Raw genomic sequence first — 26,387 nt, 5'->3', positions numbered from 1 at the left:
CGTGACGCGCACGGGGACCGGAACCGTTCCGCACGCGTCGTTGCGGATCGGTCCGGTCACCCTGCGCAATCGCATCGTCTTCCCGGCGCACCTGACCAACTTCTCGGTCGACGGCACCGTCACCGACCGGCACATCGCGTACTACGAAGCCAGGGCACGCGGCGGCGCGTCGATGATCGTCACCGAGGAGCACACCGTGCACCCCTCGGACCGGCCCTACGAGAAACTGATCCGCGGCTGGGACCCGGACGTCGTCACCGGTTACCGCCGCCTCACCGACGCCGTCCACCGGCACGGCACGCGGATCCTCGCGCAGCTCAACCACAACGGCGCGCAGGGCACCTCGATGTACACGGGGCAACCGTTGTGGGCGCCGAGCCCCGAACCCGACCCGCTCTTCCGTGAGGTCCCGCGCGCGGTGACGGAATCCGACCTCGCCGAACTCGTCGCGGGCTACGCCGACGTCGCCCGCCGCTGCGCCGAGGGCGGCTTCGACGGTGTCGAGATCCAGTGCTCCCAGGCATCGGTCCTGCGTGCCTTCCTCGCACCCGCGACGAACCGTCGCACCGACCGTTACGGCGGGGATCTCACGGGGCGGGCCCACCTGCTGCTCGAGGTCGTGTCCGCGGTGCGGGGGGCCGTCGGGCGCGACCGTGTCGTGGGCGTGCGACTGACGGGTCACGACGGCACCGAGGGCGGTGTCGGTATCGACGACGCCGTGCAGGTCGCGCGGATGCTCGAGGCGAGCGGCGACGCCGACTACCTCAACACGTCCGTGGGCGTCGCGACCGAGACGTTGCATCTGGTCGAAGCGCCGATGTCCACCCCGCACGGTTATTCACTGTTCGTCCCCGACGCGATCCGGGCAGCGGTGTCGCTGCCGGTCGTCGGGGTCGGGCGCTTCACCCGACCCGAACAGGTCGGTGCCGCGCTCGCCGACGGAGTGTGCGATCTGGTCGGCGCCGTGCGTGCGCAGATCGCCGACCCGGAGTTCGCGAACAAGGCCCTCTCCGGACGCGACGACGAGATTCGGCCGTGCATCGGCTGCAATCAGGAATGCATCGGACGGGTCGGGCTCAACCGTCCCATCGCGTGCGCGGTCAATCCCCATGCCGGGTACGAATCCGACGCTCCCGCCGCGACCGCCGTACCGCATCGGGTCGTCGTCGTCGGCGGCGGACCCGCGGGTCTGCAGGCTGCGGTGACGGCTGCCGGACAGGGGCATTCGGTCACGCTACTCGAACGGAACCGGTGTACCGGCGGTCAGATCCGTGAGGCGGCCGCAGCCCCGCACCGTGCCGAACTGCTCGGTGCGGTGACCCACCTCGACGCCGAGTGCCGCCGCAGGGGAGTGGACATCCGCACCGGTGTGACCGCCGATGCCGCGACACTGCACGCGCTCGCGCCCGACGTCGTGGTCGTCGCGACGGGCGCGCGCCCGCACCGGCCCGCCTGGGCGGGATCGTCCGCACGGGTGAGCGATGTGCGCGATGTGCTCACCGGTCGCACCGCACCCTCCGGCCGGGTCCTCGTCGTCGACGATCTCGGTTTCCACCAGGCGACGTCGGTCGCCGAACTGCTGGCGGACCGGGGATGTGCGGTGACGGTGGGCACGCCGGGGATGCTCGTCGGCCAGGACCTCGGCCTGACGCTCGAGCTCGACGGTTGGTTGCGCCGCGCCCACGACAAGCGGATCGAGCGACTCGCCGGCGTCGCCGTCGGCGGTGTCGTGGACCTGCAGGACGGCGCCGAGGTCGCCCTGGTCCACCACGCGACCGGTGAGCAGACGACGCTCACGGTGGACGCGGTCGTCGTCGCCACCCATCAGGAGCCCGTCGACGAGTTGTGGCGGGAACTCACAGGAGCCGGCACGAGGGTGATCCGCGTGGGCGATGCGGTGACCCCACGCCGCCTGCACGCCGCGATCGCCGAGGGGGAGCGGGCCGCCAGGGACCTGGCTCCTACGTCTCCAGCCCGCGACGCATGACGATCCGCGGCCAGCGGTCGAGGCCGTGCTTCCGTTCCTCCGCGCGGATCCGGGTGAGCGCGGGGGAGAGGGCATCGTCCGCGACCGTGCGGAAGCCGAGACGCGCGTAGTACGGGCCGTTCCACGGCACGTCGCGGTAGGTGGTCAGCGTCAGCGATCCGAACCCGGCGTCCCGAGCCCACCCCGCGACATGGTCGATCAGCTTGCGGCCGATCCCGCGACGCGCGTGAGCGGGATGCACCGACACCTGCTCGATGTGGACACCGTCGTCGACGACGTCGGCCACGAGATACGCGACCGCTCGTCCCTGCTCGTCGAACCACGCCCAGCAGCGGCCCGCGTCCCGGTGGGCGCGCAACTCCTCGACGGACGGAGGATCGTCGTCGGCGACGAACGCCATCCCGATCTCGGTGAAGGGCTTGCCCGCCGCGCGTTCGATCTCCTGCAGCACCGGCAGGTCGTCGTCGGTCGCCGGACGGATCGGGGGCAGTTCCTTGCAGTAGTACATCGCCGTCGGTGATTCTGCGTAGAGCCCGAAGCGCTCGGTCATCGGCACGTACCCGGCCTTCGCGTACAGCGCGATCGCCTCGGGTTGCTCGCTGCCCGTCTCGAGGATCATGCGGCGGCGACCGGCATCGGTCGCCGTCCGCTCCAGCGCACCCAGCACCCGTGCTGCCACACCACGTCGCCGCATGCTCGCCCGCACGTACATCCGCTTGATCTCGGCATCGTCGTCGCGCACCCCTCGATGCGAATGCTCCGGTGCACGCCAGCCGCCGATCCCGGCCGGAACCCCGTCGGCCACCGCCAGGAGGAACACCCCGCGTGGCGGCTCGAATTCGTGCGGCGCCAGTTCGGTGTCGTCGGGCCCGCCGTACCTCCGCACGTATTCGAGCTGGACCTCGCCGATGAGGTCCTGCACGTCCGGATCGTCCAGCGGACGAGGTTCGATCAGCACCGGGAAAGAGTACCGATCGGATCTCGGCGTCCGGGCGGACCTACCGGGACCTCCGGGTTTCGTGCACGCCCGCGAAACCCTTAGCATCGGAGCGGTGATGCGGGAGCTCGCCGACGCCTGTTGGACGGACATCGAACCCGACCGGGTGACGGTGGCCGTCCCGATCGGTGCGCTCGAACAACACGGCCCGCACCTTCCCCTCGACACCGACACCCGGATCGCGACTGCTGTCGCCGCGGCGCTGCCCGAGGTGGTCGTCGCCCCGCCGCTGCCCTACGGAGCGAGTGGCGAACACGAAGGTTTCGCCGGCACCGTCTCGATCGGAGCCGAGGTGACGAAGGCGGTGATCGTGGAATACGGCAGGTCGGTGTGCCGATGGGCGAAGCGGGTCGTCTTCGTCAACGGGCACGGCGGCAACGCCTATCCGCTGATCGAGGCGGTGAGCCTCCTGCGATACGAAGGCCGCGACGCTGCCTGGCTTCCGTGCGCGGTGCCGGGATCCGACGCCCACGCCGGTGTCACGGAGACGAGTCTGCTGCTGCACCTGGCACCCGGGACGGTCGACATGACACGGGCCGCGGTCGGAGCGACGGAACCGATCGGAGCACTGATGCCACGACTGCGCGAAGCCGGTATCGTCTCGGTGTCCGCGAACGGAGTGCTGGGAGACCCCACCGAGGCCACCGCAGAACTCGGCGCGCGCCTGTTCGCGAGTCTGGTCGAGCGGGCGAGTGCACAGGTCGCCCGGTGGCAGCCGGGAACGGAAGGAAGGCTTCGGTGAGTCGGGCTATCACTCCACAGGCGACGTCCCCGGAGGCGGCGCAGCCCCGGGCGACCCGGCTCCCCGACGGTTTCGGTGTGCGCATCGACGCACGGGTGCGCAGCTTCGCCGGAGGACGTGTCCTCGTCGGAGGATCGCCCACGCGCATGCTCACACTCGCGCCCGCCGCCGTAGCGATGATCGACGAGGACTTCGTCGAGGTCGTCGACGCGCAGAGCGCCGCGGTCGCGCGCCGTCTGCTGGACTCGGGCATCGGGAACCCCCGGCCGACGAAGCTGCCGCCGAGTTCCGCCGTCACCGTCGTCGTCCCCGTCAAGGACAATCCTTCCGGCCTCGCCCGTCTGCTCGCCGCCGTCGAAGGGCACGAGGTCGTGGTCGTCGACGACGGTTCCGAGAAGCCGGTCGAGGCGCCGGAACGCGGTCGCGTCCGGGTGATCCGGCACGAGACCTCCCGTGGGCCCGCAGCGGCCCGGAACACCGGATTGCAGCAGGTGACAACGGAATTCGTCGCCTTCCTCGATTCCGATGTGGTACCACAACTCGGCTGGCTCGAACGATCGCTGGGGCACTTCACCGATCCCGCGGTCGCACTCGTCGCGCCGCGCATCGTGGCCCTCGAACCCGACAGCAGCGCGCTCGCGAAGTACGAGCACGCACGCTCGTCGCTCGACCTCGGCAGCCGGGAATCCGCCGTGGTCGCGGGTGGTCCTGTCTCGTACGTGCCGAGCGCGGCGCTGCTCGTCCGTCGCGACGCGCTCGCCGCCTGCGGTGGTTTCGACGAGGCGCTGCACGTGGCCGAGGACGTCGATCTGTGCCGGCGACTGCAGACCTCGGGGTGGCGGTTGCGGTACGAGCCCATCTCGCGGGTCGCGCACGACCATCGCACCCGCTTCCGGACGTGGTTGACGCGCAAGGCATTCTACGGAACCGGTGCGGCCCCGCTCGCCGAGCGGCATCCGGGTTCCGTCCCACCGATGGTGATGTCGATCTGGACGCTCCTCGCGTGCGTCGCGATCGCGAGCTTCACCCGCGTGGGGGTGATGGCAGCGGTGCTGACCCAGGTGGTCACCTTCGTGCGGTTGCGGCGGATGTTCTCCGAACTCGACCGGCCCGACCGCATCGCCGCGCTGCTCACGGCCCAGGGATTCGCCGGTGGTCTGTGGCAGGTGGCGTCGGCGGTGTGCCGGCACTACTGGCCGGTCACGGTCGTCGCAGCGGTGTTCTCCCGCAAGGTTCGTCGGGCCGTGCTGGCTTGCGCTGTGGCCGAAGGTATCTGGGACTGGAAGACGCACCGCGAGAGCGGCGGGCTCGATCCCGTCCGGTACCTGCTCTACAAGCGCCTCGACGACCTCGCCTACGGCGCGGGGTTGTGGAAGGGCGCGCTCGACGCCCGCGCGGCGGCCGCGCTCGTACCCGACATCCGGAAGTGACATGATCCCGGCGCACGCCGATGTGGTGATCGTCGGCGGTGGAAGCTGCGGCTGCGTTCTCGCCGCCGGGCTCAGCGACGATCCGGACCGCACCGTGCTGCTGCTCGAGGAGGGCGCGGCGTTCGGATCGGCGTCCGCTGTTCCACGCGAGATCCGCGACGCTGCCGTCCTCCCGGTGGGTCCGGAGAGCCCGTGGGCGGCGGACTTCCCCGCACGGTTGACCCCGGACGTCGAGGCGACCGTGACGCGGGGCCGGGTGCTCGGCGGTTCCGGCGCGGTCAACGGCGCCTACTTCGTGCGTGCGCGGCCGGACGACTTCGCGTCGTGGCCCGCCTCGTGGTCGTACGAGGAGGTGCTGCCGTACTTCCGGGCCGTCGAGACCGACGCGGATATCCCCGGCGACCTGCACGGAAGTTCCGGCCCGATACCGGTCACCCGGGTGCCGCGCGAACGGATGCATCCGCTCTCGCGTGCCTTCGTCGACGCCGCCGAAGGTGCGGGATTCACACCGGTCGCCGACCTCAACGCTCCAGGACCCGACGGGGTGGGTGCGGTTCCGTCGAACGTGCGTGACGGCACGAGGGTGGGTCCGTTCCTCGCGTACCTCGCGCCCGTCCTGGACCGGCCGAATCCGACGGTCGCCGGCGGGGTGTCCGCGACCCGCATCGTGATGGCGGGCGGTCGCGCGGTGGGCGTCGAGATCGCCGGACCCGACGGACCACGCACGATCTCGGCCGGACACGTGATCGTCGCCGCGGGCGCGGTGAGGTCCCCCCAGCTGCTGATGCTCTCCGGCATCGGACCGGCCGACGAACTGCGCCGGCTCGGCATCGATCCGCTGCACGACCTTCCCGGGGTGGGCTGCGACTTCTCCGACCACCCGGAGTTCACCGTCCCCTACCGGTTCCGCCCGGGTCTCCCGTCGCACACGTTGCTGCTCGAGACGGTCCTGCACACCGAGAACCTCGAACTGCGCCCGTACACCGCGGCATTCGGTGCGGCGATCCCCGGCAGTGGTGTCGCCGATCCGGTGCTCGGCGTCGTCCTGACGCGCCCACGCAGTCGCGGACGCATCGTGCTCGACGAACGCGACCCGCGACGTCCACCTCTGCTCGACTATCGATACCTGACCGACGCGGCCGACCGGCGAGCTCTGGAAGAGGGTGTCCGGCTCGCCGCCGACCTCCTCGCCGCGACCACCGGCGTCGTCGAGGCCGGCAGCGTGGACGCGCGTGGTGGCAGGCTCGGAACGTCGCTGCACCTGTCCGGAACGTGCCGGATGGGCGACGACGAGCACGCCGTGGTCGACGAGTGGTGCCGCGTGCGCGGGATCGATGGGTTGAGCGTCGTCGACACCTCGGTGTTTCCGCAGGTCCCGAGCCGTGGACCGCACGCCACCGCGGTGATGCTCGCCCACCGGGTCGCCGCGACCGCGAGGGATGCCCTGCCGCACACGGTGTGATCCCGACTACAGTGTCGGGGGAGGAGGCGCCGGTACATGACGGATCGTGGAATCGCGACGACCAACCCGTGGGTGGCACTCGACCCGGGAGCGGACGTGGCCGCGCACGCACGTGCGGTGCTGCGCGCGCACGGCACATTCGTCTCCGCGCGCGGCAAGGATCGGCTCGACGGGGTGCGCTCGGTGGTCCGCGACTCGTGGAGCCGGAGCCTGCAACGCGGCATCGATCCCGACGTCGTCGAACAACCCGCACTGCTCTCCGGGCACGAACTCGAGGAGTACCGCGCCGGCCACCCCATGTCGCTGATCCGCCCGGTGGTGCGCAAGCTCCTCGTCGAGGACGCCGCCGACAGCGGACTGTTGGTCGCCGTCACCGACGGTCAGGGACGGCTGCTGTGGGTCGAGGGCGACCACGCCGCGCGCGACCGCGCCCTGTCGATGAGCTTCGTCGAAGGTGCCGACTGGAGCGAGGACCGCGTCGGCACGAACGCTCCGGGAACGGCTCTCGCCGTGGATCATTCGGTGCAGATCTTCGGCGCCGAGCATTTCAACCGCACGGTGCACGAATGGAGTTGTTCGGCCGCTCCCGTGCACGACCCCACCAGCGGCCGGGTCCTCGGTGCCATCGACATCACCGGTGGTCACCGCGTCGCCGCGCCCGAGGTCCTGCAACTCGTTCGCGCGACGGTCGCGGCGGCGGAGGCCGAACTGCGGTTGCATGCCCTGAGCGGCCGCCCGCTGTTCCCCTCGGCGACGCCGCGCATCGAGACGATCGGCGCCGGGCGGCCCGCCCTGCACCGCGGAGGCGAACGCGTCGGCCTGTCCCGTCGGCACGCCGAGATCCTGCTGATCCTCGCCGATCACCCCGAGGGCCTGAGCTCCGACCGGCTCGCGGTGCTGCTCGACGAGAACGAACTCGACTCGGTGACGATCCGCGCCGAGATGTCGCGCCTGCGCAAGGTGCTCGGGGCCGAACACCTCGGCTCGCGGCCCTACCGGCTGCTCACCACGCTCGACACCGATGTCGCGGACGTGCGTCGCGCACTCGACCGCGGCGACGTGGCCTCGGCGGTCCGCCTCTGTACCGGGGAGATCCTGCCCGGATCGATGGCGCCGGGCATCGAGGAGATCCGCGACGAACTCCGCTCGGGCGTGCGGGCGGCGCTGTTGCGCTGCGGCGAGGAGCATCTGCTCGCGCAATGGACCTCGTCCGTCCACGGCCGCGAGGACATCACCGCCTGGGCGGCCTACCGGGCATCGATCGATCCTCGGTCGCCCCGCTTCGCGCAGGTCGATGCCACATTGACCCGATTGGACAGGCAGCTCGCAACGTAGTTGCAACCCTCGCGTTCGTAGTGTTCCGGATCACATACCGACCGCTCGACGCTGCAGGAGATGCACATGACCGTGTACGCCCGTCCCGGTTCGCCCGACGCCCTCATGTCCTTCCGGTCCCGGTACGACAACTGGATCGGCGGCCAGTGGGTGCCTCCGGTGAAGGGGGAGTACTTCGAGAACGTCACCCCCGTCACCGGCCAGGTGTTCACCGAGGTCGCTCGCGGCACCGAGGAGGACATCGAACTCGCGCTCGACGCAGCCCACGCCGCCGCACCGGCCTGGGGGAAGACCTCGCCCGCCGAACGCGCGGTGATCCTCAACAAGATCGCCGACCGCATCGAGGAGAACCTCGAGTCGATCGCCCTCGCCGAGTCGTGGGACAACGGCAAGCCCATCCGCGAGACCCTCAACGCCGACATCCCGCTCGCGATCGACCACTTCCGCTACTTCGCGGGAGCCATTCGCGCGCAGGAGGGTTCGATCTCCGAGATCAACTCCGAGACGGTCGCCTACCACTTCCACGAGCCGCTCGGCGTCGTCGGCCAGATCATCCCGTGGAACTTCCCGATCCTCATGGCCGTGTGGAAGCTCGCGCCGGCCCTGGCCGCCGGCAACGCGGTGGTCCTCAAGCCCGCCGAGCAGACCCCGGCGTCCATCCTGCACCTGATCTCGATCATCGGCGACCTGCTGCCGCCCGGCGTGGTCAACATCGTCAACGGTTTCGGTGTGGAGGCGGGTAAGCCCCTCGCGTCGAGCCCGCGCATCCGCAAGATCGCGTTCACCGGTGAGACCACCACCGGCCGGCTGATCATGCAGTACGCCTCGCAGAACCTGATCCCGGTCACCCTCGAACTCGGTGGCAAGAGCCCGAACATCTTCTTCTCCGACGTGCTGTCGGCGAACGACGACTACCAGGACAAGGCGCTCGAAGGCTTCACGATGTTCGCCCTCAACCAGGGTGAGGTGTGCACGTGCCCGTCGCGTGCGCTGATCCAGCAGGACATCTTCGACGACTTCCTCTCGCTCGCCGCGGTCCGCACCAAGGCCGTCCGCCAGGGCGATCCGCTCGACACCGACACGATGATCGGCGCTCAGGCCTCGAACGACCAGCTCGAGAAGATCCTGTCGTACATCGAGATCGGCAAGAGCGAGGGTGCCAAGGTCATCACCGGTGGTGAGCGCGCCGATCTCGGCGGCGACCTCTCGGGCGGCTACTACGTGCAGCCGACGATCTTCCAGGGCGACAACAAGATGCGCATCTTCCAGGAGGAGATCTTCGGCCCGGTCGTGTCCGTGACGTCCTTCTCCGATTTCGACGACGCGATCTCGATCGCCAACGACACCCTCTACGGTCTCGGTGCCGGTGTGTGGTCCCGTGACGGTGGTGTCGCCTACCGTGCCGGTCGCGCCATTCAGGCCGGCCGGGTGTGGACGAACACCTACCACCAGTACCCCGCGCACGCGGCCTTCGGTGGTTACAAGCAGTCCGGCATCGGCCGCGAGAACCACCACATGATGCTCGACCACTACCAGCAGACGAAGAATCTCCTGGTGTCCTACGCCCCCAAGGCACAGGGCTTCTTCTGATCCGAACTTCGGCGCCTGTCACGTCCGCACGACGTGGCAGGCGCCGTTGCCATACGCTCGGAACATCGTGCACCCCAACGGAAAGGCAGGACTGTGACCGTCCCGCGAATCGTGGCGACCGTCGATGCCGTCGCCCTGCTGCGCCGCCTCGCGCAGCGCAACGGACCGCTCATGATGCACCAGTCCGGCGGATGCTGTGACGGCTCCGCGCCGATGTGTTATCCCGAGGGCGATTTCGTCGTCGGCGACCGCGACGTGCTCCTCGGAGTCCTCGACCTGCGTCTCGGGGCAGGGGAGACCCGCTCCGATCCGCCGGTCGGCGCCGACGCCGTGCCGGTGTGGATCTCCGGTTCGCAGTTCGAGGCGTGGAAGCACACCTGTCTCGTCCTCGACGTGGTGCCCGGACGCGGCTCCGGGTTCAGTCTCGAAAGTCCGGAGGGAGTGCGTTTCCTCAGCAGGGGGCGCGCATTCACTCCCGACGAACTGGCCCTCCTGGAAGCCGACCGGCCGCTCACCGGGCGGGACCGGGAGGCCGGCGTGGAGCCCGCCGTGTCCGATGTGCCCACCGTGGTCGCCGAGGCCGCCGATGCGTGCCCGGTGCCCGGCCTGTCCCCGTGATCCCCTCTGCATGATCCCATCGGGAGGAGGGTGACTCACCTGCCGGTTGCCGGTGTGCGTCAGAATCGGAACGGAATCCGTCCGGATTCCGGACGACGACGTGGGCGCCCGGCGGGTGCGACGAGGAGTGGGCATGGCCTTCGCAGGCAACGTGGACGAACTGGCACTGCTGCAGACGGTGCGTCTGAAGAAGCAGGTCACGGCCGAGGTGATCGCCGCGCACCTCGGGGTGTCGGTGTCGGCCGGTCAGGCCGCGGTGGCCGCGCTCCTCGAGCAGGGCAAGGCGTCGGAGAACGACGGCGGCATCAGCCTCACCGACAAGGGCACCTCCGAGCTGAACGATCAGCTCGATGCCGAACGGGTCTCCATCGACGAGGATTCGATCTCGGAACTCTACGACCAGTTCCTCCCGCTCGACGAGGAGCTGAACACGCTCCTCGAGAACGCGGACGCCGACGGATTCGTCGACGGCCTCATCGGCCTCGACCGCCGGGCACAGAGTCTGTTCGACGACGTGTCGGCGTTCGTGCCGCGCCTGTCGCGCTACCAGGACCTGTTCGCCGAGGCCCTGGAGAAGATCAAGGGCGGCTCGCTGGCGTGGGCCACGGCCGCCAACATCGACTCCTACGCCTCCGTGTGGGGCGAGATGCGCCAGGAGATCGCGGGCGCCGCCGGCCGCTGACAATTTCGTTCGTTCGGCACACTATGTGATGCCGGTCACCCGCACCCCCCTTTCGGGGGTGGCGAGTGGGTGACCGGCATCACTACGTTTCGTTCATCCGCCGAGGCGATCACGCCCGCGGTTCGAACGGACAACGGAGGACTCACGTGACCAGTGTGTCGACCCCGGGGGCTGCCGAACCCCCCGTCGCCGGACCGGTGGGACGTTCGCGTCCCGATCCATCCACACCCCGCCACGCGGGACCCTCGAAGGAAGGGCCCGGTATCCGGCGCGTCGCCGTCGCCAGCTGTATGGGCACGACGATCGAGTTCTACGACTTCTTCATCTACGGCACCGCCGCAGCGCTCGTCTTCCCGACGGTCTTCTTCCCCGCACTCGGATCGACCGCGGGTACCGTCGCCTCCTTCGCGACCTTCGCCGTCGCCTTCATCGCCCGCCCCGTGGGCGCAATGCTGTTCGGGCACTTCGGCGACCGCATCGGACGCAAGAAGACGCTGATCTCCACGCTGCTGCTGATGGGTATCTCCACCCTGCTCATCGGCCTTCTACCCGGCGCCGAGACCATCGGTGTCGCCGCCCCGATCATCCTCGTGCTGTTGCGATTCGCCCAGGGCTTCGCAGTGGGCGGTGAGTGGGCCGGCGCGACCCTGCTCACCGCCGAATACGCGCCACCGGGCCAACGCGGTCTGTACGCGATGTTCCCGCAGCTCGGTCCCGCCATCGCCTTCGCCCTGTCGAGCGGCACCTTCCTGTTCACCGGTCTCGCCCTCGGCGACACCAACGACGCCTTCCTGAACTACGGTTGGCGGATCCCGTTCCTGCTCAGCATCGTTCTCGTCGGCATCGGCCTCTACATGCGCCTCGCCATCGAAGAGACTCCTGTCTTTCGTGCGGAGCAGGAAGCCCGCCGTAGTGCCCCGGCCGCCGAGGTCGAGGCCCCGCGCCGGCTGCCCTTCCTCGACGCGTTGCGCTACCAGGCCAAGGAGATCTTCCTCGCCGGCGGTGCGCTGGCCATCATGTTCGCCTTCTTCTACATGGGCACGGCCTACCTGACCAGCTACGCGACGTCCAAGCTGGGATTCGGCCGGCCGTTCGTCCTGATGGTGGGCATCGCCTCGTCGCTCGTCTTCGGTCTCGCGATCGTGCTGTCCGCGCTGTATTCCGACCGCTTCGGGCGCAAGAAGGTCATCATGGTCTCGTGCGCGTTCTCCGTGGTCTGGGCACTGGTGTTGTTCCCGCTCCTCGACACCGGCTCACCGATCGCGTTCGTGCTCGGGATGATGATCACCCTCGCGATCTTCGGTATCGCCTACGGACCGTGCGGAGCACTGCTGCCCGAGATGTTCGCGACCCGCTACCGCTACACCGGTGCCGGTCTGGGCTACAACTTCGCCGGTGTCCTCGGCGGCGCCATCCCGCCGATGATCGCCGCACCGCTCGCTGCCTCCTACGGCGGTATCGCGATCGGGATCATGCTGGCCGCGATCGGCCTCGTGAGCCTGGTCTGCACCGCGGCACTCATGGAGACCCGCGACCGGGCTCTCTGATCCGCCGCAGGCGGATCCGTTTCGCACCGATCCGCCGCAGGCGGATCCGTCTCGCACCGATCCACCCCCGGTGGCGGTCGTCCGGCAGCAGCCCGACGACCGCCACCACAGCCGTATCCCCGTCTCGTGAAGGAGAATGCGATGTCCGGCCTCGACGTCGACCGTCTGCCCAGCTATGCCCAGGGTGCCTGGGACGTCCCGCTGCTCGGCGACACCATCGGCGACAACCTCGACCGCACCGCCGCCCGCTTCGGCGACCGTGAGGCGCTCGTCGATTCCGCCGCCGGAAAACGCTGGAGTTACAGCGAATTCGTCGCGGACGTCGACGCGTTCGCGCTCGGTATGCTGCGGGCGGGCATCACCAAGGGCGACCGCGTCGGCATTTGGGCACCCAACTGCTGGCAGTGGGTGCTCGTACAGTACGCGACCGCGAAGATCGGAGCGATCCTCGTCAACATCAACCCGGCCTACCGCTCGCACGAGCTGCAGTACGTCCTCGAACAGGCCGGTGTGCGGATGCTGGTGTCCGCCCCGACGTTCAAGACCTCCGACTACGCGCAGATGATCGAGACCGTACGGCCCAACTGCCCCGACCTCGAGGACGTCGTCCTGCTCGACTCGCCGCGGTGGGACGAACTCGTCGACTCCGGCCGCGCCGCGCTCACCGAGGACCGGGCACCGCTCGACGCGGCCCAGGCCTCGTTGTCGCCCGACGATCCGATCAACATCCAGTACACCTCGGGCACCACCGGTTTCCCCAAGGGCGCCACCCTCAGTCACCACAACGTGCTCAACAACGGCTTCTTCGTCGGCGAGCTGTGCCACTACACCGAACGCGACCGGGTCTGCATCCCCGTCCCGCTGTACCACTGCTTCGGGATGACGATGGGCAATCTCGCGTGCACGAGTCACGGCGCGACCATCGTGCTGCCGGCGCCGGGCTTCGATCCCGCCGCGACGCTGAGCGCCGTCGCCGAGGAGAAGTGCACGTCGCTGTACGGCGTGCCGACGATGTTCATCGCCGAACTGGCCGACCCGGGATTCGACAACTACGACCTGTCGAGCCTGCGCACCGGCATCATGGCGGGATCACCGTGCCCGGTGGAGGTGATGAAGCAGGTCATCGACCGGATGGGCATGAGCGAGGTCTCCATCTGCTACGGCATGACCGAGACCTCCCCGGTCTCGACGCAGACCCGCAGCGACGACAGCATCGAGCGGCGCGTGAGCACCGTCGGTCGTGTCGGCCCGCATCTCGAGGTCAAGATCGTCGACCCCGTCACCGGACTGACGGTGCCGCGCGGCGAACCCGGCGAACTGTGCACCCGCGGTTACTCGGTGATGCTCGGCTACTGGGATCAGCCCGACAAGACCGCCGAGGCGATCGACGCGGCCCGATGGATGCACACCGGCGACATCGGCGTCATGGACGAGGACGGGTACGTCTCGGTGACGGGCCGGATCAAGGACATGGTCATCCGGGGTGGGGAGAACATCTACCCCCGCGAGATCGAGGAATTCCTCTACACCCACCCGGACATCCTCGACGCCCAGGTCGTCGGCGTGCCCGACACGAAGTACGGCGAGGAACTGATGGCGTGGATCCGGATGCGCGAAGGCGCGGAGCCGCTCGACGCCGAGTCGCTCCGGGCGTTCTGCACCGGGAAACTCGCCCACTACAAGATCCCGCGTTACGTGCACGTGGTCGACGAGTTCCCGATGACGGTGACCGGAAAGGTCCGCAAGGTGGAGATGCGCGAGCAGGCGATCGCGCTGCTCGCGGCGGCCGGAGCAGACGGGGGCCGGTGAGATCCCGGCCTGCCGGAGAAGGAAATTCACCCGGAAGGGACGTCGATTCGGCCTCCGCGTGCGCTGTTCATGATCGACACTGAGGAGGTACATGGTCGTCGAGGTTGCGCCGCCCGCAGGTGCGGCGCCGAACAGAGAGGCTCACCATGGGACAAATCATCGGCACCATCATCTTCGGCGCAGTCATCGGCATCCTCGCCCGGTTGGTGATCCCGGGTAAGCAGGCGATGGGCATGATCATCACGATCATCATCGGCATCATCGGCGCGCTGATCGGCTACTGGATCTGGGGGATGATCTCGTCCGAAGGCAACGAGGACACCTCCGGCATCGACTGGATCCGCTGGATCATCTCCATTGCCGTCGCGGTGGTTCTCACTCTCATCTACACCTCTGCGACGCGCGAGAGGAGATAGCCGAGAGCCCGTCGCGCGGGGCTCCGCCCGGACGACCGGGAGGTGGTGCACGGCGATCGGCCGTGCACCACCTCCTGTCGGGCCCGAGCGGGGCCTTCGGGCGTGTTCGGATACGGTCCCGGACCGGAGGTGAACTGTGGTGGAACCGCAATGGACGCCGACAGACGTCGATATCGAGCAGGCGAACGTCACCGGGTTCACCCGGTTCGTCGAGGAGAGACACGGACTCGACCTGCCCGACTACCGGGCGTTGTGGCAGTGGTCCGTCGACGAACCCGGTGATTTCTGGCAGGCCGTGTGGGACGCCTTCGACGTCGTCTCCCACACCGATCCCGGCCCGGCTCTGGCCGACGCCGCCATGCCCGGCGCCGTGTGGTTCCCGGGCGCGAGACTGAACTTCGCCGAGTACGTCTTCCGGGAGCGTCCCCCGGACGAGGCCGCCGTCGTCCATCTCGACGAGGAGGGACACCGGCGCGAGATCGGCTGGGCCGAACTCGAACGCCGCACGGCCGCGCTCGCCGCGACCCTCCGAGCGCACGGGGTGGGGGAAGGCGACCGTGTCGTCGGTTACCTACCGAACATCCCCGAAGCGATCGTCGCCCTGCTCGCCACGGCGAGCATCGGGGCCGTCTGGGCGGGTTGCGGACAGGACTACGCCGTGCCCGCGGCGATCGACCGTCTGGGCCGAATCGAACCGCGGGCACTCGTCACGGCGACCGGGTACCGCTACGCAGGACGGCGGCACGACCGCGTCGACGAGGTGAACCGCCTCCGCGCCGCGATGCCCGGCCTCGCCCTGACCGTCGTCGTGTCGGACGGCGGAACGTCCTTCGACACGGCCGGCGAGCCGCCATCGGACACGGCCGGACGGAACGGGACCGTCCTGGACTGGCAGGACGCCGTCTCCGGCGACGCCGACCTCGACCCCCTGCCCGTCGCTTTCGACCACCCGCTGTGGGTGGTCTTCTCCTCGGGCACCACCGGCCCGCCGAAGGGCCTCGTGCACGGCCACGGCGGTGTGCTGCTCGAGCACCTCAAGGCGTTGTCGCTGCACCTCGACCTCCGTCCCGGCGACCGCTTCCTCTGGTACACCAGCCCCAGCTGGATGATGTGGAACTTCCTGCTCTCGGGGCTGCTCGTGGGGTGCACCGTCGTCACCTACGACGGCGCCCCGTCCCATCCCGAGGTCGATCGCCTGTGGCGGATCGCGGCCGACGAGAACGTCACGGTACTCGGGACGAGCCCCGGATACGTGCTGGCCTGCATCAAGGCCGGTGTCGTTCCGCAGGACGACCACGATCTGTCGGCCCTCCGAGGCGTCGGAGTCACCGGGTCGACGCTGCCCGCCTCCTCGTCGTCGTGGCTGGCGCACAACGCGGGGGAGCACGTGCAGGTGATGTCCATCTCCGGCGGGACCGATGTCGTCACGGCCTTCGTCGGGGCCGTCCCCACCGTGCCGGTGTGGCCGGGGGAGATCTCGGTGCCCTGCCTCGGTGTGGCGGTCGACGCCTTCGACGAGGCGGGCCGACCGGTGCGCGGAGAGGTCGGCGAACTCGTCGTGACCGCTCCCATGCCGTCCATACCGGTGCGGTTCTGGAACGACCCGGACGGTAGTCGTTACCGCGACTCCTATTTCTCCGTCTATCCGGGCGTGTGGCGGCACGGCGACTGGATCACGATCACCGAGCGCGGCACATTCGAGATACACGGCCGGTCCGACTCCACGCTCAACCGTCACGGCGTGCGGATGGGCAGTGCCGACATCTACCAGGCCGTGGAGACCCTCCCCGAGATCGTCGAGTCGCTCGTGCTCGGCATCGAACGACCCGACGGCACGTACCGCATGCCGCTGTTCGTCGTCCTCGCCGAGGGCGCCACGCTCACCGACGACCTGAAGGAACGGATCCGTGCGGCCGTGCGCGAGCACGCCTCGCCCCGGCACGTGCCCGACGAGATCGTCGCCGCGCCCGGGGTGCCGCACACCCGCACCGGTAAGAAGCTCGAGGTTCCCCTCAAACGGATCCTGCAGGGAGCCGATCCCGCCAGGGCGGTGGACCGCACCGCGATCGACGACCCGGACCTGCTCGATTGGTACCGCAGCCAGGCGTGATCCCGGGCACTCGCTGAGTGTCGCCTTACTGGACAGCCCACGCCCGGAATGGTCGGATTGCGCCCATGGACATCGCCATCAAGATCTTCCTCATCCTGCACTTCATCGGCCTCGCGGGCATCATCGGTTCGTGGCTCGCGGTCATCAAGGAACCGCGCGTCGTCGCCGGCATGCTGCACGGCGCCATCCTGCAGGTCGTGACGGGTCTGGCCCTGGTCGGTCTCCGGGAGGCGCAGGACGTCGTCGAGGTGAACCACATGAAGATCGGCATCAAGCTGCTGGTCGCCCTCGCCGTGCTCGTCGTGGCGTTCATCGGCCTGAAGAAGGAGAAGCAGAATCCCGGCTCGACCGCGACTCTCGCCCATGTCGCCGGTGGTCTGGGCATTCTCAACGTCATCATCGCCGTGACTTGGTGATCTTTGGACGGTTCACTGCGGTTTTCCTGAGCGCTCCGTGGCGCTGTAGATTGGAACGCGTGTGCTACTTACCGGTAGACGAGTCGCGCCGTCGAGATATCGCCTCGACGGCCCGGTTTTTGTGGCGCGTATAGAACCGTCGGCGTACGACCGATCCATGTAACGCGCTGTTACCCCATCGGGGATACATACGAGTACGGGATCTTTCGGAAGTGTCGATCGGATGAGATCCGGTCGTAGGGGGCTGTTGAAATGGTCGCAGCAATCCCGTATGGAAGAACGAGGAACAGGGAGGCGTGGGATTGAACTCGCTGGGTGTCGGTGGCTCTATGGACGACAACTCGGTGCGAGGCGGTGTTCCGGAAGGGGCCTTCCCGCTGTCCCCTGCCCAATTGGGCATGTGGTTCGCGCAGCACGTCGACCCGACGGTGCCTGCCAACATCGCTCAGTATGTCGAACTCGAAGGCGACCTCGACCTCGACCTGCTGCACGCCGCGAGCGTCCGCGCCGCCCGCGAGATGGGATCGGGTTTCCTCCGATTCATCGAGGTCGACGCCCAGCCCTACCAGCTCGTCGATCCCACCCTCGACGATTCCGTCGGCTACGAGGACCTGCGGGGTGAGCCCGATCCCCGTCGGGCCGCCCTCGACTGGATGCGCCACGACCGCAGCCGTCCCGTCGACGTCCTCCGCGACCGGCTGATCTCCGCGACGGTCCTGCGCATCGGTGACCGTCGTTACTTCTGGTACAACCGCGTCCACCATCTCGCGCTCGACGGTTTCGCCGCCGCGACCTTCATGACCCGCATCGCCGAGCTCTACACGGCGTCGGTCGACGGCGTCGAACCGTCCCCGAGTCTCGCGTCCGATCTGCGCAAGGTCCACGACGTCGAGATGGAGTACCGCGGATCGAAGCGGTTCGCCGACGACCGCGAGTACTGGGCGCAGCAGATCGAGGGCATCGAGGAGCCCACGAGCCTCGCCGGCCGCACCGCGGCGCCCGCGCCGGTCAGCCGCATCGACAGCGCGGCGTTGTCGGACGAGACCGAACGTCGCGTCGAGCAGTTGTCCGAGCGGGAGAACACGAGTCTGGCGACCGCCGTCATCGCGGCGTTCGCGGCCTACGTCGCCCAGATGACCGGGCAGACCGACGTCGTCCTGAGCCTGCCCGTCGCGGCTCGCACGACCGCCCTGTTGCGCCGCTCCGGCAGCATGGTCTCGAACGTCGTCCCGCTCCGGCTGAGCGTGACCGACGAGACCACCGTGCACGACCTCATCGCGGCGTCGGGTGCTGCCGTCTCGGGCGCGCTGCGCCACCAGCGCTACCGGCACGAGGACATCGTCCGCGACCGCGCCGCGACCTCCGCGGGTGGAGCACAGTCCACCTTCTTCGGACCGTGGGTCAACATCATGCTGTTCGACAACGAGGTCCGACTCGGCGACATGGTGGGACGGATCAACATCCTGTCGACCGGTCTGATCGAGGATCTCGGCGTCAACGTCTACACCAGCGGCGACAACACCCACATCGACTTCGAGTCGAACCCGAATCTCTACGGACCCGACCGGGCCGCCTCCGACCACGCGCGGTTCGTCGAGTTCTTCGACCGTTTCGTCGGTTCGGACTCCGGCCGGCCCGTCTGGGACATCCCGCTCGCGGGCGGCACCGAACTCGACCGGGTCGTCCGCGACTGGAACCGCACCGACCACCCCGTGCAGCGCCGCGACCTGCTCGCGGAGTTCCACGACCGGGTCGCGACCTCTCCCGACGCGACCGCGCTGGTCTTCGAGGGCGAATCGCTGACCTACGCCGAGTTCGCCGCGCGGGTGAACAGTCTCGCCCGGGCACTGGTCGACCTCGGTGTCGGCCCCGAGTCCCTCGTCGGACTGTCCATCCGCCGTTCGCTCGAGCTCGTCGTCGGCATGTACGCGATCGTCGAGGCGGGGGGCGCCTGGGTGCCGATCGACCCCGACCACCCGGCCGATCGCACCGCCTACATCCTCGAGACCGCCCACCCGGCGGCGGTGCTCACCACGGCGCGCGACGATGTGACGCTGCCCGAGGGCATCCCCACGATCGACGTCGACACATTCGACCACTCGCGGTTCGACACGACGCCGCTCACCGACGCCGAACGACGCGGGCCGATCCTGCCGGACACGACCGCCTACGTCATCTTCACCTCCGGTTCGACGGGCCGGCCGAAGGGCGTGGCCGTGAGCCACGTGGCGATCGACAACCAGATCCAGTGGATGAACGACCAGTACGGTCTGACGTCCTCCGACGTGTACCTGCAGAAGACCGCGACGACCTTCGACGTGTCGCTGTGGGGTTTCTTCATGCCCCTGCGCGTCGGCGCGACCCTCGTGATCGCGACGCCCGACGGGCACCGCGACCCGGTATACGTTGCGAACAGGATCGCCGAGCACGGCGTCACGATCACCGACTTCGTGCCGTCGATGCTCACCGTCTTCGTCGCGAACGCGCCTGCCGGAACGTGTGATTCGCTGCGGCACGTCTTCGTCATCGGTGAGGCCCTGCCGTCGGAGACCGCCGCGGACTTCGCGCGGATGTGCTCGGCCGGGCTCCACAATCTGTACGGACCCACCGAGGCCGCGGTCTCCATCACCTACCACCGGGCCGCTCCCGGCGACGTGCACAGCGTCCCGATCGGCGTTCCGCAGTGGAACAGTCGCGCATACGTCCTCGACCGGCGGTTGCGTCCCGTGCCGGTGGGCCGCCCCGGCGAGCTCTACCTCGCCGGTGTCCAGCTCGCGCGCGGGTACCTCGACCGTCCCGACCTGACCTCCGACCGTTTCCTCGCCGACCCCTTCGGGGCGCCCGGTGAGCGGATGTACCGCACCGGCGACCTGGTGCGGTGGGAGACCGCCGCCGACGGCACGGGTCTGCTCGAATACATCGGCCGCACCGACTTCCAGGTCAAGTTCCGTGGCCAGCGCATCGAGCTCGGTGAGATCGAAGCAGTACTGCTCGCGCACCCCGCCGTCTCGCAGGCCGTCGTGCTCGTGGTGGCGACCCCCACCGGCGACCAGCTCGTCGGGTACGTCGTCGCGGCTCCCGGCCGCACGATCGACACCTCCGACCTGGCCGACCACGCCGGCCGGTCGTTGCCGTCGTACATGGTTCCGGCGTCGCTCATGGTGCTCGACGCACTGCCGCTCAACACGAGCGGCAAGCTCGACCGGAAGGCGTTGCCGGAACCGGTCTTCAGCAGCACCCGCATCTTCCGTGAGCCGCGCACCCCCGCCGAGCGTGCCGTCGCCGAAGCGTTCGGCGAGGTCCTCGGTGTCGAACGTGTCGGTCTCGACGACGACTTCTTCGAACTCGGCGGCAACTCCCTCGTCGCCACCCAGGTGGTCTCCCGCATCGGAGCCGCGCTCGACACCCAGGTGCCGGTGCGGGTGTTGTTCGAGGCATCCACTGTCGTGGGTCTTGCGACGCGGCTTGCGAAGCAGGTCGGATCGGGTGGTCGCGCTCCGTTGGTGGCGCGGGAGCGTCCGGAGCGAGTGCCGTTGTCGACTGCGCAGCAGCGGATCTGGTTCCTCAACCGATTCGATGTCGATACTGCGGCTTACAATTTGCCGTTCATGGTGCGTCTGACGGGTGTGGTGGATCCGCGGGCGGTGTCCGATGCGTTTGCTGATGTGGTGGCGCGGCACGAGGCGTTGCGGACGGTCTATCCGGAGATCGATGGTGAGCCGCAGCAGGTGATCCTGCCTGTGGAGCAGGCTGTTGTGCCGTTCGAGTCGATCGATGTCGATGAGCAGCATCTGCAGTCGGTCGCGGTCGATCTTGCGCGTCGCGGTTTCGATGTCACGGTTGATGTTCCGTTCCGGGTTGCGTTGTATCGTCTTGCTTCTGACAGCTATGTGTTGGCGATGGTGCTGCATCATATTGCGGCGGATGGTTTTTCGTTCGGTCCGCTCGCTCGTGATGTGGTGACGGCGTATGCCGCGCGGGTGGCGGGTGACGCTCCGCGGTGGGAGCCGCTGCAGGTGCAGTATGCGGATTTCGCGTTGTGGCAGCGGGAGGTGCTCGGTTCGGAGGATGATCCGGAGTCGCTGATCTCGTCGCAGGTCGGTTTCTGGAAGAACGCTCTGGCGGGTGTGCCGGAGCAGTTGGATCTGCCGGCGGATCGGCCGCGTCCGGCGGTGGCGTCGTATCGGGGTGCTGCGCATCGGTTCTCGATCGGTGCGGATCTGCGGTCGGCGATCGTCGATCTGGCGCGGCGGACGTCGACGACCGAGTTCATGGTGGTGCATGCGGCACTGTCGGTGGTGTTGGCGCGGTTGGCGAACACCGACGATGTGGCGATCGGTACTCCGGTGGCCGGTCGTGGTGAGGCCGCACTCGATGATCTGGTGGGGATGTTCGTCAACACGTTGGTGTTGCGGACGCGGGTCGATGTGGGGGAGTCGTTCGCCGAGTTGCTGGCACGGGTGCGTGCGGGTGATCTCGAGGCGTTCGGGCATGCGGATGTGCCGTTCGAGCGGTTGGTGGAGGTGCTCGATCCGGAGCGGTCGCAGGCGCGGCATCCGTTGTTCCAGGTGATGCTCTCGTTCCAGAATCTCGCGCAGCAGGTGTTCGAGTTGCCGGGGTTGAGGCTTTCCGGTGTCGATGCGGGCGCGGTGACGGCGAAGTTCGATCTACAGGTCACGGTTTCCGGCGACAGCACGGACGGTTATCTGGTCGAGTTGACTTATGCGACGGATCTGTTCGATGCCGCGACGATGGAGGTCTTCGCCGATCGGTTCACCCGTGTCCTCGGTGCAGCTGTGGCCGATCCGGTCCTGCCGGTGGGGGATGTGGATCTGCTCGACGAGGTCGAGCGCACCGAGGTGCTCGAGGTGTGGAATGCCACCGAGCACGAACTCGGTGGGGTTCGGACTCTGGTGGATGTGTTTGCCGGGCAGGTGGAGCGCACGTCGGATGCGGTCGCGGTGGTGTTCGAGGACGAGTCGCTGACCTACGCCGAGTTCTCCGATCGTGTGAATCGTCTTGCGCGGCATCTGATTGGGTTGGGTGTCGGCCCTGACGTGCGGGTGGGTCTGGCGATGCGCCGCTCGACGGAGTTGTTGGTGGGGATGTACGCGGTCGTCACGGCCGGTGGTGCGTATGTGCCGATCGATCCGGATCAGCCGGCCGAGCGTAATGGTTACATTCTCGATACGGCGGCGCCGGTGGTGGTGCTCACCTGTGAACGCGACGGTTTCGTGGTGCCGGGGGAGAGGTCTGTCCCGAGCCTGGCGATCGATACGCTGGATGTGTCGGGTGTCTCGGCCGAGCCGGTCACCGATGCCGATCGGGTTGCGGCGTTGTGTCCGGGCAATACGGCGTATGTGATCTTCACGTCGGGGTCGACGGGGCGGCCGAAGGGTGTGGCGGTGCCGCACGAGGCGGCGGTCAATCAGATCCGGTGGATCACGGCCGAGTACGGGTTGGGTCCGGCGGATGTGGTGTTGCAGAAGACGCCGGTCACCTTCGATGTGTCGGTGTGGGAGCTGTTCGGCACTCTCGCGGTGGGTGCGCGCATGGTACTGGCGACTCATGACGGTCACCGTGATCCGGTGTATCTGGGTCGGGTGATCCGGGAGCAGTCGGTGACGGCGACGTCGTTCGTGCCGTCGATGCTGGCGGTGTTCGCGACCTCGGTGACGCGGGAGGACTGTGTTTCGCTGCGCACGGTCTTGGTGGCGGGTGAGGCCTTCCCGTTCTCGACGGCCGAGCAGTTCTGGCGGATCTGTGATGCGCAGTTGCACAATCTTTATGGTCCGACGGAGACAACGGTGCACGCCACCGCACGTGCGGTCGTCGGTGTCGAGGGTGGCTCGGTGCCGATGGGTGGGCCGGTGTGGAATACGCGGGTTTATGTGCTCGATGGGCGGTTGCGGCCGGTTCCGGTGGGTGTTGCGGGTGAGTTGTATCTGGCGGGTGTGCAGTTGGCTCGTGGGTATGTGGCGCGGCCGGATCTGACGGCGGATCGGTTCGTGGCGTCGCCGTTCGGCGGTGGGGAGCGGTTGTATCGCACGGGGGATCTGGTGCGGTGGACCGCTGCCGGTGAGCTCGAGTACATCGGGCGTACCGATTTCCAGGTGAAGTTGCGGGGTCTGCGGATCGAGCTCGGCGAGATCGAGACTGCGCTGCTCGAACACGCGGCCGTTTCGCAGGCGGTGGCGGCGGTGCGTCGGGAGCAGTTGGTGGCGTATGTGGTGCCGGACGGTGGTGTGGTCTTCGATCAGGAGGCGGCGCGGTCGGCGCTGGCTGCGGTGCTGCCCGGTTATATGGTGCCGTCGACGTTCGTGGTGCTCGATCGGATGCCGGTGAATGCGTCGGGGAAGACCGATCGTAAGGCGTTGCCGGAGCCGGTGTTCGAGGTGCGGCAGTTCCGGGCGCCGTCGACTCCGGTGGAGGAGATCGTCGCGGGGGTGTTCGCCGAGGTGCTCGGGGTCGAGCGGGTCGGTGCCGATGATGATTTCTTTGCTCTCGGTGGTAATTCGTTGATTGCCACGCAGGTGGCGGCGCGGTTGGGTGCGGCGTTGGATACGTCGGTGCCGGTGCGTGTGTTGTTCGAGGCATCCACTGTCGTGGGTCTTGCGACGCGGCTTGCGAAGCAGGTCGGATCGGGTGGTCGCGCTCCGTTGGTGGCGCGGGAGCGTCCGGAGCGAGTGCCGTTGTCGACTGCGCAGCAGCGGATCTGGTTCCTCAACCGATTCGATGTCGATACTGCGGCTTACAATTTGCCGTTCATGGTGCGTCTGACGGGTGTGGTGGATCCGCGGGCGGTGTCCGATGCGTTTGCTGATGTGGTGGCGCGGCACGAGGCGTTGCGGACGGTCTATCCGGAGATCGATGGTGAGCCGCAGCAGGTGATCCTGCCTGTGGAGCAGGCTGTTGTGCCGTTCGAGTCGATCGATGTCGATGAGCAGCATCTGCAGTCGGTCGCGGTCGATCTTGCGCGTCGCGGTTTCGATGTCACGGTTGATGTTCCGTTCCGGGTTGCGTTGTATCGTCTTGCTTCTGACAGCTATGTGTTGGCGATGGTGCTGCATCATATTGCGGCGGATGGTTTTTCGTTCGGTCCGCTCGCTCGTGATGTGGTGACGGCGTATGCCGCGCGGGTGGCGGGTGACGCTCCGCGGTGGGAGCCGCTGCAGGTGCAGTATGCGGATTTCGCGTTGTGGCAGCGGGAGGTGCTCGGTTCGGAGGATGATCCGGAGTCGCTGATCTCGTCGCAGGTCGGTTTCTGGAAGAACGCTCTGGCGGGTGTGCCGGAGCAGTTGGATCTGCCGGCGGATCGGCCGCGTCCGGCGGTGGCAAGTTTGCACGGCGCCAAATATCGGTTCGAGATCGACGCCGACACCCATCATTGTCTGGTCGAGCTTGCTCATCGGCATCACGCCTCGTTGTTCATGGTGGTCCATGCCGCTTACGCCGTGTTCTTATCCCGTTTGAGCGGGTCTGGTGATATCACCATCGGGACGGCTGTCGCAGGCCGGGGGCAGAAAGAACTCGACGACCTCATCGGTATGTTCGTCAACACCCTGGTGCTGCGGACGCGGGTCGAGGGCGGCGAGTCGTTCGCCGAGTTGCTGGCACGGGTGCGTGCGGGTGATCTCGAGGCGTTCGGGCATGCGGATGTGCCGTTCGAGCGGTTGGTGGAGGTGCTAAACCCGGAGCGGTCGCAGGCGCGGCACCCGTTGTTCCAGACCGCTCTGTCCGTTGTCCCAGAGGCAGCGCGAGAAGTATCGCTTGGGAAGGCGCACGCGGTCGGCGTGGAACTCGACGTGCCGATTTCAAAGTTCGATCTCCAATTGACCTTGACCGAGCGAGTCGATGGTGCAGGCGTACCGGAGGGCCTCGATGCTGTTTTCGAGTACGCCACAGACCTGTTCGATCCCCGCACGATCACCGGCTTCTCCGAGCGTTTTGCTCGAATTCTTGCCGGTATCGTTCGCGATGAATCGACAATCGTCGGCGATCTCGAAATCCTCTCGCCGAGCGAGGCCGATGGTCTGCTCGTTGTGAAGGGAAGGGAGCCTGCCGAGCCCCGCACGCTGGTGGACTTGCTGACCGTCGGTGCTATCGACCATCCCGATCACGTTGCCATTCGGGATGAGGGCATGGTCCTCACCTACCGGGAACTCGATGCCCGGTCAAGCCAAATTGCTCGTTGCTTGATCGAGCGTGGTGCAGGTCCGGGTGCGATCGTTGCGCTCGCATTCCAGCGATCTTGGCAGATGGTACTTGGAGTATGGTCTGTCGCAAAGACCGGTGCGGCGTATACGCCGGTCGACCCGGAATATCCAGTTGAACGTATCCAACATATGTTGGAAGACTCTTCGGCGGTATTCGGTCTCACGAGCGAGAAGTACGGTGTGGGTTTGCCGTCGGTGACCGATTGGATTCGGCTCGATGATCCGGATTTCGCTACTGTTTGTGCCTCGTACGCCGACGATCCGGTCACGGATGCCGAGCGCGTGGCGCCGGTACGACTCGACGATGTCGCTTATGTCATCTATACCTCCGGTTCTACAGGGCGCCCTAAAGGCGTTGCTGTCACCCATCGTGGTCTTGCCGGATTGGTGCATGAGAGCGTCGAACTGTACGAGATCACTGCGGCCTCCCGTGTTCTGCATATCTGCTCGCCGAGCTTCGATCCTTCGGTTTTGGACTGGACAATGGCCGGTTCGACCGGTGCAGAACTCGTAGTGGTCCCTCCGGCCATCTATGGAGGCGCGGAACTGCGCGATCTCATTGAACGCACGGCGGTCACACATGCAGTGATCACTCCTGCTGTACTTGCTTCAGTCGAGCCCACAGGGCTCAGTTCTCTGCGTATCCTCAACGTCGGCGGAGACGTGTCAACGGCAGACTTGGTAGCCCGTTGGGCCCCTGAGCGCCGCTTCTTCAATGCTTACGGCCCGACTGAGACAACGATCGTTTCTACGCGTGGGTTGGTCGAACCAACCAGTCCGATCACCATCGGCGGACCGGTGGCAGGTGTTCATGCCCTGGTTCTCGACAGCCGTCTTCATCCTGTTCCCGTCGGGGTTGTAGGAGAGCTTTACCTTGCCGGGCATGCGCTCGCGCGTGGATACCATCGGCGCCCCGCACTCACAGCGGATCGATTCGTCGCAAACCCCTATGGGGTAGAGGGATCTCGCATGTACCGAACCGGGGATCTCGTACGGTGGGACATGCAAGGTCGACTTCTGTTCGCAGGTC

General features: G+C 67.7%; 15 protein-coding genes (1 of these 15 only partly in view). 14 read left to right on the top strand and 1 reads right to left on the bottom strand.

Going from position 1 to position 26,387, the window contains the following annotated elements; genetic code table 11:
* The first annotated feature begins 1 nt into the window (after position 1).
* Positions 2 to 1,987: a mycofactocin system FadH/OYE family oxidoreductase 2 gene (locus LPH33_RS17930; RefSeq protein ID WP_229565308.1), complete on the top strand. Its 1,986-nt coding sequence runs from the start codon at positions 2 to 4 to the stop codon at positions 1,985 to 1,987.
* Here the strand turns inward: LPH33_RS17930 and LPH33_RS17925 are convergent.
* Positions 1,962 to 2,945 (bottom strand): GNAT family N-acetyltransferase, encoded by a 984-nt coding sequence (locus tag LPH33_RS17925; RefSeq protein ID WP_229565307.1) that lies wholly within the window; start codon positions 2,943 to 2,945, stop codon positions 1,962 to 1,964. The two genes, LPH33_RS17930 and LPH33_RS17925, sit on opposite strands and share 26 nt — an antisense overlap.
* Before the next feature lie 97 nt (positions 2,946 to 3,042).
* Here LPH33_RS17925 and mftE point away from each other — a divergent pair, with 97 nt between their 5' ends.
* The 13 genes from mftE to LPH33_RS17860 all read left to right on the top strand — a co-directional run.
* Positions 3,043 to 3,726: a mycofactocin biosynthesis peptidyl-dipeptidase MftE gene (mftE, locus tag LPH33_RS17920; RefSeq protein WP_229568385.1), complete on the top strand. Its 684-nt coding sequence runs from the start codon at positions 3,043 to 3,045 to the stop codon at positions 3,724 to 3,726.
* A complete protein-coding gene (mftF, locus tag LPH33_RS17915) occupies positions 3,723 to 5,156 on the top strand; it encodes a mycofactocin biosynthesis glycosyltransferase MftF (RefSeq protein ID WP_229565306.1) in 1,434 nt (477 codons plus the stop codon). The genes mftE and mftF overlap by 4 nt, the downstream gene beginning before the upstream one ends.
* A 1-nt stretch (position 5,157) precedes the next feature.
* Positions 5,158 to 6,618, top strand: coding sequence for a mycofactocin system GMC family oxidoreductase MftG (gene mftG, locus LPH33_RS17910; protein WP_229565305.1), 1,461 nt, complete (start codon positions 5,158 to 5,160; stop codon positions 6,616 to 6,618).
* Positions 6,619 to 6,654: 36 nt separating this feature from the next.
* Positions 6,655 to 7,953 carry a GAF domain-containing protein gene (locus LPH33_RS17905; RefSeq protein WP_120279976.1) on the top strand — a complete coding sequence of 433 codons (1,299 nt, stop codon included), beginning with the start codon at positions 6,655 to 6,657 and terminating at the stop codon, positions 7,951 to 7,953.
* Between the two features lie 66 nt (positions 7,954 to 8,019).
* Positions 8,020 to 9,543, top strand: a complete 1,524-nt coding sequence (gene adh / locus LPH33_RS17900) for an aldehyde dehydrogenase (protein ID WP_059383407.1) — start codon at positions 8,020 to 8,022, stop codon at positions 9,541 to 9,543.
* 93 nt (positions 9,544 to 9,636) lie between these two features.
* On the top strand, positions 9,637 to 10,161 hold the full coding sequence (locus LPH33_RS17895) for a DUF779 domain-containing protein (protein WP_120279975.1): 525 nt from the start codon (positions 9,637 to 9,639) through the stop codon (positions 10,159 to 10,161).
* 133 nt (positions 10,162 to 10,294) lie between these two features.
* Positions 10,295 to 10,843 (top strand): hypothetical protein, encoded by a 549-nt coding sequence (locus tag LPH33_RS17890; protein ID WP_120279974.1) that lies wholly within the window; start codon positions 10,295 to 10,297, stop codon positions 10,841 to 10,843.
* Positions 10,844 to 10,989: 146 nt separating this feature from the next.
* The gene (locus LPH33_RS17885; RefSeq protein WP_372473777.1) at positions 10,990 to 12,390 is read left to right on the top strand and encodes an MFS transporter; all 1,401 of its coding nucleotides are present in this window, start codon (positions 10,990 to 10,992) and stop codon (positions 12,388 to 12,390) included.
* Between the two features lie 141 nt (positions 12,391 to 12,531).
* Positions 12,532 to 14,199 carry an AMP-binding protein gene (locus LPH33_RS17880; RefSeq protein WP_229565304.1) on the top strand — a complete coding sequence of 556 codons (1,668 nt, stop codon included), beginning with the start codon at positions 12,532 to 12,534 and terminating at the stop codon, positions 14,197 to 14,199.
* Positions 14,200 to 14,345: 146 nt separating this feature from the next.
* The gene (locus tag LPH33_RS17875) at positions 14,346 to 14,615 is read left to right on the top strand and encodes a GlsB/YeaQ/YmgE family stress response membrane protein (RefSeq protein ID WP_059383259.1); all 270 of its coding nucleotides are present in this window, start codon (positions 14,346 to 14,348) and stop codon (positions 14,613 to 14,615) included.
* Between the two features lie 139 nt (positions 14,616 to 14,754).
* Entirely contained in the window at positions 14,755 to 16,725 is a 1,971-nt protein-coding gene (locus tag LPH33_RS17870) for an acetoacetate--CoA ligase (RefSeq protein ID WP_229565303.1), read from the top strand.
* A gap of 65 nt (positions 16,726 to 16,790) precedes the next feature.
* Positions 16,791 to 17,141, top strand: a complete 351-nt coding sequence (locus tag LPH33_RS17865) for a hypothetical protein (RefSeq protein WP_229565302.1) — start codon at positions 16,791 to 16,793, stop codon at positions 17,139 to 17,141.
* A gap of 329 nt (positions 17,142 to 17,470) precedes the next feature.
* On the top strand, positions 17,471 to 26,387 hold the 5' end (the start) of the coding sequence (locus LPH33_RS17860; protein ID WP_420714499.1) for a non-ribosomal peptide synthase/polyketide synthase. It continues 18,107 nt past the right edge of the window; 8,917 of the gene's 27,024 nt are visible here — the first part of the coding sequence; its start codon is at positions 17,471 to 17,473; the stop codon falls past the right edge of the window.

It is taken from the genome of Rhodococcus sp. RDE2, assembly GCF_020885655.1.
GTDB lineage: Bacteria > Actinomycetota > Actinomycetes > Mycobacteriales > Mycobacteriaceae > Rhodococcus > Rhodococcus pyridinivorans.
The sequence above is the reverse complement of the archived record's forward strand: the minus strand, read 5'-3'. Positions and strand labels throughout refer to the sequence as shown.

Coding starts and splice junctions, on each gene's coding strand:
- mftE (WP_229568385.1), top strand. CDS start 3,043: ATGCGGGAGCTCGCCGACGCCTGTTGGACGGACATCGAACCCGACCGG.
- mftG (WP_229565305.1), top strand. CDS start 5,158: ATGATCCCGGCGCACGCCGATGTGGTGATCGTCGGCGGTGGAAGCTGC.
- LPH33_RS17905 (WP_120279976.1), top strand. CDS start 6,655: ATGACGGATCGTGGAATCGCGACGACCAACCCGTGGGTGGCACTCGAC.
- adh (WP_059383407.1), top strand. CDS start 8,020: ATGACCGTGTACGCCCGTCCCGGTTCGCCCGACGCCCTCATGTCCTTC.
- LPH33_RS17890 (WP_120279974.1), top strand. CDS start 10,295: ATGGCCTTCGCAGGCAACGTGGACGAACTGGCACTGCTGCAGACGGTG.
- LPH33_RS17880 (WP_229565304.1), top strand. CDS start 12,532: ATGTCCGGCCTCGACGTCGACCGTCTGCCCAGCTATGCCCAGGGTGCC.
- LPH33_RS17875 (WP_059383259.1), top strand. CDS start 14,346: ATGGGACAAATCATCGGCACCATCATCTTCGGCGCAGTCATCGGCATC.
- LPH33_RS17865 (WP_229565302.1), top strand. CDS start 16,791: ATGGACATCGCCATCAAGATCTTCCTCATCCTGCACTTCATCGGCCTC.